Source organism: Streptomyces sp. NPDC047971, assembly GCF_040653355.1.
GTDB lineage: Bacteria > Actinomycetota > Actinomycetes > Streptomycetales > Streptomycetaceae > Streptomyces.
This window is the reverse complement of sequence record NZ_JBEZNW010000029.1, coordinates 83295-91940: the sequence shown is the minus strand read 5'-3', so window position 1 is coordinate 91940 and position 8646 is coordinate 83295. Positions and strand designations below refer to the sequence as shown.

At 70.2% G+C, this 8646-nt stretch carries 7 protein-coding genes and 1 pseudogene; 1 reads left to right on the top strand and 7 read right to left on the bottom strand.

Translation table 11 applies throughout. The annotated features are described in order from the left end of the window. Positions 1 to 417, bottom strand: a pseudogene (locus tag AB0D99_RS25180) (ATPase); the annotation flags it as partial. Between the two features lie 76 nt (positions 418 to 493). Between AB0D99_RS25180 and AB0D99_RS25175 the strand changes: the two are divergent. Next, positions 494 to 1342 (top strand): MurR/RpiR family transcriptional regulator, encoded by an 849-nt coding sequence (locus AB0D99_RS25175; RefSeq protein ID WP_362366424.1) that lies wholly within the window; start codon positions 494 to 496, stop codon positions 1340 to 1342. A 73-nt stretch (positions 1343 to 1415) separates the two neighbouring features. Here AB0D99_RS25175 and AB0D99_RS25170 read toward each other — a convergent pair whose 3' ends face one another. From AB0D99_RS25170 to AB0D99_RS25145, 6 genes are all read right to left on the bottom strand, one after another. Continuing rightward, on the bottom strand, positions 1416 to 1751 hold the full coding sequence (locus AB0D99_RS25170) for an RNA polymerase-binding protein RbpA (protein ID WP_003976875.1): 336 nt from the start codon (positions 1749 to 1751) through the stop codon (positions 1416 to 1418). Positions 1752 to 1828: 77 nt separating this feature from the next. After that, the gene (secG, locus tag AB0D99_RS25165) at positions 1829 to 2059 is read right to left on the bottom strand and encodes a preprotein translocase subunit SecG (RefSeq protein ID WP_260228894.1); all 231 of its coding nucleotides are present in this window, start codon (positions 2057 to 2059) and stop codon (positions 1829 to 1831) included. 112 nt (positions 2060 to 2171) lie between these two features. Continuing rightward, entirely contained in the window at positions 2172 to 2927 is a 756-nt protein-coding gene (tpiA, locus tag AB0D99_RS25160) for a triose-phosphate isomerase (protein ID WP_362366430.1), read from the bottom strand. A gap of 30 nt (positions 2928 to 2957) precedes the next feature. Next, entirely contained in the window at positions 2958 to 4169 is a 1212-nt protein-coding gene (locus AB0D99_RS25155; RefSeq protein WP_362366420.1) for a phosphoglycerate kinase, read from the bottom strand. A gap of 110 nt (positions 4170 to 4279) precedes the next feature. After that, positions 4280 to 5290 (bottom strand): type I glyceraldehyde-3-phosphate dehydrogenase, encoded by a 1011-nt coding sequence (gene gap / locus AB0D99_RS25150; RefSeq protein ID WP_362366416.1) that lies wholly within the window; start codon positions 5288 to 5290, stop codon positions 4280 to 4282. Positions 5291 to 5517: 227 nt separating this feature from the next. Continuing rightward, positions 5518 to 8472: a M14 family zinc carboxypeptidase gene (locus AB0D99_RS25145; RefSeq protein ID WP_362366412.1), complete on the bottom strand. Its 2955-nt coding sequence runs from the start codon at positions 8470 to 8472 to the stop codon at positions 5518 to 5520. Positions 8473 to 8646: the final 174 nt, after the last annotated feature.

The following is an 8646-nucleotide window of genomic DNA, read 5'->3' as shown; positions in this document are numbered from 1 at the left end:
ATCGGGGGCGCCGGTGCCCGCGATCAGCACGAGCCCGTCCGCCGGAGCGCCCGGCCCCGTGGCGAAGGCGATGTCCGCGTCCCCCCCGACCTCGACCCCGGCGGGGTCGGCGCCGACCTCCGCCAGCGCCGCGGCGAGAGCCGATCCGGCCTTCTCGGCCCCGCCGCCGGGTCCGCCCCCGGCGAAGCCCGCCACCACGGAGACGAGGGCGCCCGCCCGGCCGTGCGGCACGGCGCCCCGCACGGCCGACACCAGGTTCCGTACGAGGTCGGCGTGGGGCACGCTCAGCGCGTTGCCCGGGCCGCCCGCGCCCTCCCCTAGCACCGCTCCGGTCCGCGCGTCGCAGAGGCGTGCCCTGATCCGCGTGCCTCCGGCGTCGATGCCGAGCACGCACGTCTGAATCCCGGATTCGCTCATCAGCTCGCATGGTGGTTGATAGATTCACCGATCGACAAGACCCGCGCACCAGGCAGGTCGGGAGGGAACCCGCACCGTGATCACCGCTCTGATCCGCTCCGAACTGCCCCGCATGTCGGGTTCCTTGCGCAAGGTCGGCGCCTGGGTCCTCGACGATCCGGGCCGGGTGTCCGGAGTCTCCGCCGCGGAGCTCGGCCGGCGCACCGGTACGTCCCAGGCGACCGTGACGCGCTTCTGCCACGCCCTCGGCCTCGGCTCGTACCAGGAGTTGCTGCTCGCCCTCGCGCAGGAGCGCGGCGAGAACGCCCGCGGCGGGCGGGAACGCCCCCTCGGGCCCGACATCGGCCCCGACGATCCGCTCGACCAGGTCGTCGCCGCCGTCACCCAGGCCGATCTGGGGGCGCTGCGCCGGACCGCCGACCGGCTGGACCTCGACGCGCTGGAGCGGGCCGCCCGGATCCTCGCCGAGGCACGCCGGATCGACGTCTACGGCGTCGGCGCCTCCGGCGTCGTGGCCCGGGAGACCGAGGCCCGGCTCTTCACCATCGGCTGCGACGCCCGCGGGTGGACGGAAGTGCATGCCGCGGAGACCTCGGCGGCGCTCCTCACCCCCGCGGACGCGGTCGTGGCGCTCTCCCACTCCGGGGCGACCCGCGAGGTCCTCTCCCCGCTGCGGCTCGCGGCCGAACGGGGTGCGCGGACGATCGCGGTGACCGGCGACGCCCGCTCACCGGTCGCCAAGACCGCCTCCACCCATCTGACGGCGACCTCGGCGGAGACCAGCTTCCGGCGCGGGGACTTCGGGGCCCGGCACTCGGTGCTGCTGATCCTGGACTGTCTCTACGCGCGCGTGGCCCAGCTGACCTACGCGCGCGCGACCGCCACGATGGCGCTCACCGCGCACATTCCCGGCAGCCACCGCTAGCCGCACGCGAACGGGCCCCGTCCGCGAATCGCTTCGCGGGCGGGGCCCGTTCGTCACACTGTCACACCACGCATCAGATCTCGCCGCGCAGTTTGGCGAGCGCCTCGGCGAGGATCGCCTCGCCGTCCGCGTCGCTGCGCCGCTCGCGTACGTACGCGAGGTGCGTCTTGTACGGCTCGGTGCGCGGCGGGTCCGGCGGGTTGTCCCGGTCCTGACCGGCCGGGAAGCCGCAGCGCGGGCAGTCCCACGTCTCCGGAACCTGTGCGTCACTGGCGAAGCTCGGCTGCGTCTCGTGCCCGTTCGAGCACCAGAAGGAGATGCGGAGGCGCGGCGCCGACTCGCCCCGCTCGGCCTCCCCCATCGGCCCCGCTCCGACCCGGCTTCCCCGGATCGCGTTGCCACTTGCCACGGTCGTAACTCCCTGCGTGATGGTGCTCGAAGATGCCCCAGTCTACGTAAGGCCCAACGCGCGTCCAGTGATTGGAGTTACACGTCCAACTTCATCAGAAGCGCAAGTACGACAATGCACGCGAACCACAGCAGACCGACCACGACGGTGATGCGGTCCAGGTTGCGCTCGGCGACCGAGGAGCCACCGACGGACGACTGCATGCCGCCACCGAACATGTCGGAGAGGCCGCCGCCCTTCCCCTTGTGCATCAGCACCAGCAGCATCAGCAGGCCGCTGAAGACGATCAGGGCGATCGAGAACCCCATAACCACGGCTGGACCAACTTCCTCGGACTAAAACGGACGGGGGTCGGGCAGGTCCTGCCCGACCCCCGCAAGGGTACGACGGATCGTCGCTACCGCCTACTCACTGATCACATCACTGGTCGCGGAAGCGGACGATCTTGACGAACTCGTCGGAGTCCAGCGCCGCGCCGCCCACCAGGGCGCCGTCGACATCGGGCTGGGCCATGATCGCGGCCACGTTGCCCGCCTTGACCGAGCCGCCGTACTGGATGCGGACCTTGTCGGCCAGCTCCTGCGAGTACAGCTCCGCGAGACGGCCGCGGATCGCTCCGCAGACCTCCTGCGCGTCGTCGGGGGTGGCGACCTCACCGGTGCCGATGGCCCACACCGGCTCGTAGGCGATCACGATGGACTCGGCCTGCTCGGCCGGGAGGTCCTTCAGGCCGCCGTCGAGCTGGTTCAGGGTGAACTGGACCTGCTGGCCGGCCTTGCGGACGTCCAGGCCCTCGCCGACGCACAGGATCGGGGTGATCCCGTGCTGGTAGGCGGCCTTCACCTTGGCGTTGCAGACCTCGTCCGTCTCGGCGTGGTACTGCCGGCGCTCGGAGTGGCCCACGGCGACATAGGCGCACTTCAGCTTGGCCAGCATGGCGCCCGAGATCTCGCCGGTGTAGGCGCCCGAGTCGTGCGCCGAGATGTCCTGGGCGCCGTACTTGATCTTGAGCTTGTCGCCGTCGATCAGGGTCTGGACGGAGCGCAGGTCCGTGAAGGGCGGCAGGACCGCGACCTCGACGGCGTCGTAGTCCTTGTCGGTCAGCGCGAAGGCGAGCTTCTGGACGTGGGCGATGGCCTCGAGGTGGTTGAGGTTCATCTTCCAGTTGCCCGCCATCAGCGGGGTGCGGGTGCTGCTCACAGGTGTTCAGTCCTCCAGTGCGGCGAGGCCGGGGAGCGTCTTGCCCTCGAGGTACTCGAGGGAGGCGCCGCCGCCGGTCGAAATGTGGCCGAAGGCATTCTCGTCGAAGCCCAGGGTGCGGACGGCGGCGGCACTGTCGCCACCGCCGACGACGGTGAAGCCGGGGCTGTCGAGCAGGGCCTGCGCGACGGCCTTGGTTCCGCCCGCGTAGTCGGGGTGCTCGAAGACGCCCAGCGGGCCGTTCCAGAACACCGTCTCGGCGTCGGCCAGCTTCGACGCGTACAGCTCACGCGTCTTCGGGCCGATGTCCAGGCCCTCCTTCGTCGACGGGATCTCGTCCGCGTCGACGGTCTCGAAGTCGGCCGGGGCCTTGGTCTTCAGGTCCGGGAACTCCGAGGAGACGAGCACGTCGACCGGGAGGACCAGCTCGACGCCGTTCTCCTCGGCACGCTTCATGTACTCCTTGACGACCTCCACCTGGTCCTTCTGGAGCAGGGAGATGCCGACCTCGTAGCCCTTGGCGTAGAGGAAGGTGTACGCCATGCCGCCGCCGATCAGGAGGCGGTCGGCCCTGCCGAGCAGCTCGTCGATGACGGCGAGCTTGTCGGAGACCTTGGCGCCGCCCAGGACGACCACGTACGGGCGCTCGACCTCGTCGGTCAGCTTCTTCAGGACGCCGACCTCGGTCGCGATGAGGTAGCCGGCGGCGTGCGGAAGACGGGCCGGGAGGTCGAAGACCGAGGCGTGCTTGCGGTGCACGGCGCCGAAGCCGTCGCCGACGTAGACGTCGGCGAGGGCGGCGAGCTGGTCCGCGAACGCGCCGCGCTCGGCGTCGTCCTTGGAGGTCTCGCCGGCGTTGAAGCGGAGGTTCTCGATCACGGCGACCTGGCCGTCGGTGAGGCCGGCGACGGTCGCCCGGGCGGACTCGCCGACCGTGTCCGTCGCGAACGCGACGTCGGCACCGAGCAGTTCACCGAGGCGGGCGGCGGCCGGGGCGAGGGAGAACGCCGGGTCCGGAGCGCCCTTCGGGCGGCCCAGGTGCGAGGCGACGACGACCCGGGCGCCGGCGTCGGCCAGCGCCTTGACCGTGGGCGTGACGGCGCGGATGCGGCCGTCGTCGGTGATGGTGGTGCCGTCCAGCGGCACGTTGAGATCGGCGCGGACGAATACGCGCTTTCCGGCGACGCCTTCGGCGAGAAGCTCGTCGATGGTCTTCATCTTCTACTGACTCCTTGGTACGCGGTGAAGCACACGAGACAGGGCTCGCACAGCGCATCATCGCGCTGTCCGAGCCCTGTGCTCACATCGAGGTGCCGGTTCCGGAGGCTTTAGAGCTGGTTGCCGACGAAGACGGTGAGGTCGACGAGGCGGTTGGAGTAGCCCCACTCGTTGTCGTACCAGCCGAGGATCTTCACCGAGTTGCCCTCCTGGACCATGGTCAGGGAGGAGTCGAAGGTGCAGGAGGCCGGGTCGCCGACGATGTCCGAGGAGACGATCGCGTCCTCGGTGTAGTAGAGGATGCCCTTCAGGTCGCCGTCGTCGGCGGCCTTCTTGAACGCGGCGTTGACCTCGTCCTTGGTGACCTCGCGCTGCAGCGTGACGACCAGGTCGGTGGCCGAGCCGGTCGGGACCGGGACGCGCATGGCGATGCCGTCCAGCTTGCCCTTGAGCTGCGGGAGGACCAGCGCGGTCGCCTTGGCGGCACCCGTGGTGGTCGGGATGATGTTCTCCGCGGCGGCGCGGGCGCGACGCAGGTCGGAGTGCGGGAAGTCCAGGATGCGCTGGTCGTTGGTGTAGGCGTGGACCGTCGTCATCAGACCCTTGACGATGCCGAAGTTCTCGTCGAGGACCTTGGCCATCGGCGCCACGCAGTTGGTGGTGCAGGAGGCGTTCGAGATGACGTGGTGGTTCGCCGGCTCGTACTTGTCCTGGTTGACACCCATGACGATGGTGATGTCCTCGTCCTTGGCCGGAGCCGAGATGAGGACCTTCTTCGCGCCACCGGCGATGTGCTTCTCAGCGTCGGCCTTCTTGGTGAAGATGCCGGTCGACTCGATGACGATGTCGACGCCCAGCTCGCCCCAGGGGATGTCGGCCGGGTTGCGCTCGGAGAGCACCTTGATGGTGTGGCCGTCGACGGTGATGGTGTCGGCGGTGTGGGTGACCTCGGCCTTGAGGCGTCCCAGGATCGTGTCGTACTTCAGCAGGTGGGCGGTGGTCGCGGTGTCACCAAGGTCGTTGACAGCCACGATCTCGATGTCGGCACCCTGCTCGAGCAGCGCGCGGAAGTAGTTGCGACCGATGCGGCCAAAGCCGTTGATGCCTACGCGGATCGTCACGAACCGATCTCCTCGTGAGAGTACGCCGGGTTTCGACGCCGGCGAGATTCTTTTTTAGGGATGTCCCCGACCGCTTACGACCCTACCTCTCTCATCGGCTCAGAGTGACATCGCGTGCGGTCGGAATAGCTCGAGAACGCACCATGGCCCGTTATTACCGGCGGGTTCGAGCCATGGTGCCCATTTCGTCCCGATCACTGACTGTGATCAAAAGGGCGGGTGTCCGCTCAGCCGTGCACGACCCCCAGTGCCCTCCGCAGAAGTGACGCGCGCCGCGCCTCGCCGGTGACGTGTTCCAGGCCGAAACCGAGCAGGACGGTGTCGCGCGTGGCGACCGCGGCCTGGGAGTGGAAGAGCCCCGGTGAGCGGGTCCACTCGCTGCCGTTGCCGGGGCTGCCCGCGGGCGGACCGGGGACGGACCAGGCGCCGAGCGAGGTCTCGAAGCCCTCGCTCTGGCCCGGCGTGCCACCGACGACGAGCGCGGTGTCGTCGACGAAGGCGCCCATCTCACCGGTCCCGGGGTCGGAGATGTACGAGAGGGACAGCTCGACCCGCTTGCCCGCGTAGGCACTCAGGTCGACGGACGCCTGCCGCCAGCCGTTGGAGGGCCCGGTGAAGGCGTTCCAGGAGCCGGTGGTGCCGGTGGTGGCGCAGCCGTCCTCGCCGACGGTCAGATAGCGGGCGAGGAAGGGGTGGCCCTGGACGTAGTAGCCCTCGCCGCAGTCGGCGGGGGCGGCCGTCGAGGTGCCGCCGTTGGCGTCGGGCAGTGTCGTCCAGTCGTCCTGGCCGACGGTGTGGGCCTCGACGACGAGGTTGTCGTAGCCGGGCTCGGTGTCGTAGCTGACCTGGAAGCGCAGGCTCGGCCTGTCGGCGGCGGTGACGCCGGTGAGGTCGACGGTGCGGCTGAGGCGGGACCAGGTGTCGTCGGAGTGCCGGACGGCAGCGAAGGACGCGCCCTCGTAGGGCTCGAAGGGGGTGCGGACGCCCGGGTAGTCGCCGGCGGACCTGCTGTCGGCGAACTGCGGGAAGCGGCGCGGTTCGAGCGTGTCCGAGGTGACGGTGTACGCGCCGGCGTCGTCCAGCGGGTTGTCCGTCGTGCCGCCGAGGCCGGCGGTGAGCCCCCCGAAGCCGTGGGAGCCGGCGAAGGCGGGCGGGGTCTTCAGCCCGGCCCGGTGGTAGGCCCCGAGGAAGTACTGGGCGAAGTCGTTGGAGCTCGCCCTGCCGATGTCGACGAGGCCGCCGGACTTCTCTCCCGCGTTGATCAGCTTGCCGCCCTCGTTGAGGTAGTCCCGCACGGCCAGCGTGACGGGCCCGGAGGGCTGCTCGGCGCCGGTGTACCAGACGACCGTACGGAAGTGGCCGAGCACGCCGAGCGCGTCCGGGGTGCCCTGGGTGGCGACGTCCCAGACGGCGGCCCTGCGGCCGCTGTCGGCGAGCGCCTCGACGTAGGCGGCGGTGTGCCGCGCGGCGTCGGTGCCGCCCTCCTCGGCCAGGACGAGCACGTCGCCGCGGGCGCGGTCGGCCACGGTGTACGTGAACGGCGCGGACGAGGTCGCCCTGCCCTCGCGGGTACGGGCAGTGAACCAGACCTGGACGGTGTCGCCCGGCCGGGCGCCCTCGACCTCGGCCCGGTACTCGTCGAAGTAGAGGTTGTCCTCGCCGCCGTAGGTCTCGCCGCCGTCCCACGCCTCCAGCCGCTCGGCGTGCGTCCGGCCGCCGTTGACGCGGTACTTGAGCTCCTTGGAGCGCAGCGACGTGCGGGCGGTCACGGCGACCTCCTGGTCGCCGCCGCGGGCGTAGGAGGTGGTGAAGGCGTCCGGGGTGAAGTCGGGGGCGTCGAGGCCGGTGACGGAGACGGGCCGGTCCGGGTGGGCCGAGGTCTCGGCGACGGCCAGGGCGAACGGGACGTTCTTGGCGAACTCCGCCTGGATCAGCTTCTCGTCGTCGGGGAAGGTGAAGACGGAGGCGCAGTCGGCGGGCTCCCAGGCGTCGTTCGGGTCGACGCGGGAGGCCGTGGCGCAGGTGGACATCTCCGGGGTGAACATCTGCATCCCGTTGACGTTCGCCGCGTGTCCGTCGGCCTCGCCGTTGGTGGTGTAGAGCTCGGACGAGACCTGCGGGCGGTAGCCGGGCACGGCGGACTTCTCCGGGGTGCCGGCGAGGGACTTGAGCGCCACGTCGTCGGGGGTGTCGGTGGCGACCTGCCAGCCGACGCCGTAGAGGAGCAGCTGGGCGGCGGAGTGGTAGTTGATGCCGTACTGGAAGCCGATGCGCTTCTGGAAGGCGTCGATCGCCTTGGTCTCGGGCTCGGACATCGGGCCGGTCCCGCGGTAGGTCTCGTCGGCCGGGTCGGGCGACGAACCCTCGTTGTCGTAGCCCCACTTGTAGGCGAAATTGCGGTTGAGGTCGACGCCGTCGCCGGACTCGATCCGCCCGTCGCCGTCGTTGTCGCGGAGGTTCTTGCGCCACTGCCGGTTGGCTGGGTCGGCGTGGGTGAAGTCGTAGCCGTCCGGGTTGGCGGAGAGCACGAACCACAGCTCGGTGGAGTCGACGATCTTCGTGACCCGCTGGTCCTTGCCGTAGCCGTCGAGGTAGTGGTGCATCAGCCGCCGGGTCATCTCGGGGGTGATCCACTCACGGGCGTGCTGGTTGGACATGTACAGCGTGGCGGGCCGGGTGCCGTCCTTGGCCTTCTTGGCGCCCTTGGTGACCTTGAGGGCGAGGATGTCCTGCCCCTTCACCGTCCTGCCGAGGGAGACGACCTTGGTGAGCTCGGGGTGGGCCTGGGAGGTGGCCAGGATCTCCTGCTTGAGCCCGTTCGCTCCGCCGTACGGGCGGAAGACACCGTCTCCCGCTCCCGCGACCCTCTTCTCGGCCCGGGTGGAGAGGGTGTGCTCGGTGAGTTCGACGCCCTTGCCCCGCAGCTGTCCGGCCTGCTTGTCGGTGAGGTAGAGCTCAAGCGTGGCGGAGCCCTTCTCCGGCACCTGCTCGGTCAGTTCGTGACCGTCGGCGCCGGCTTCCAGGAGCAGCGGCACCTGCTCCTCGGCGACCTGCGCGCGCCATACGGAGAGGGCGTCGCCGCCGTCTCCGCCGTTCGGTTCCGCTCCGGCGACGGGTGCCGTCGCCAGCCCCGCGATCAGCAGTGAAGCCGCGGCGAGGATCGATCTCGCTCTGCGTCTCATTAGCCCCCCTTGCTGTTGTCTGCCACGAAAGAGAACAGACGCCAGGCTGATCACCGTTCATGATCATGTCAAGGGCGCGTGCGGCCGCGTCGCGGATCATCCCCGATCGGACCAGAACGCCGCTGCCGGTGCCTCAGAAAGACACCGGCAGCGGCGAGTTGGGCGGGAGGCGGG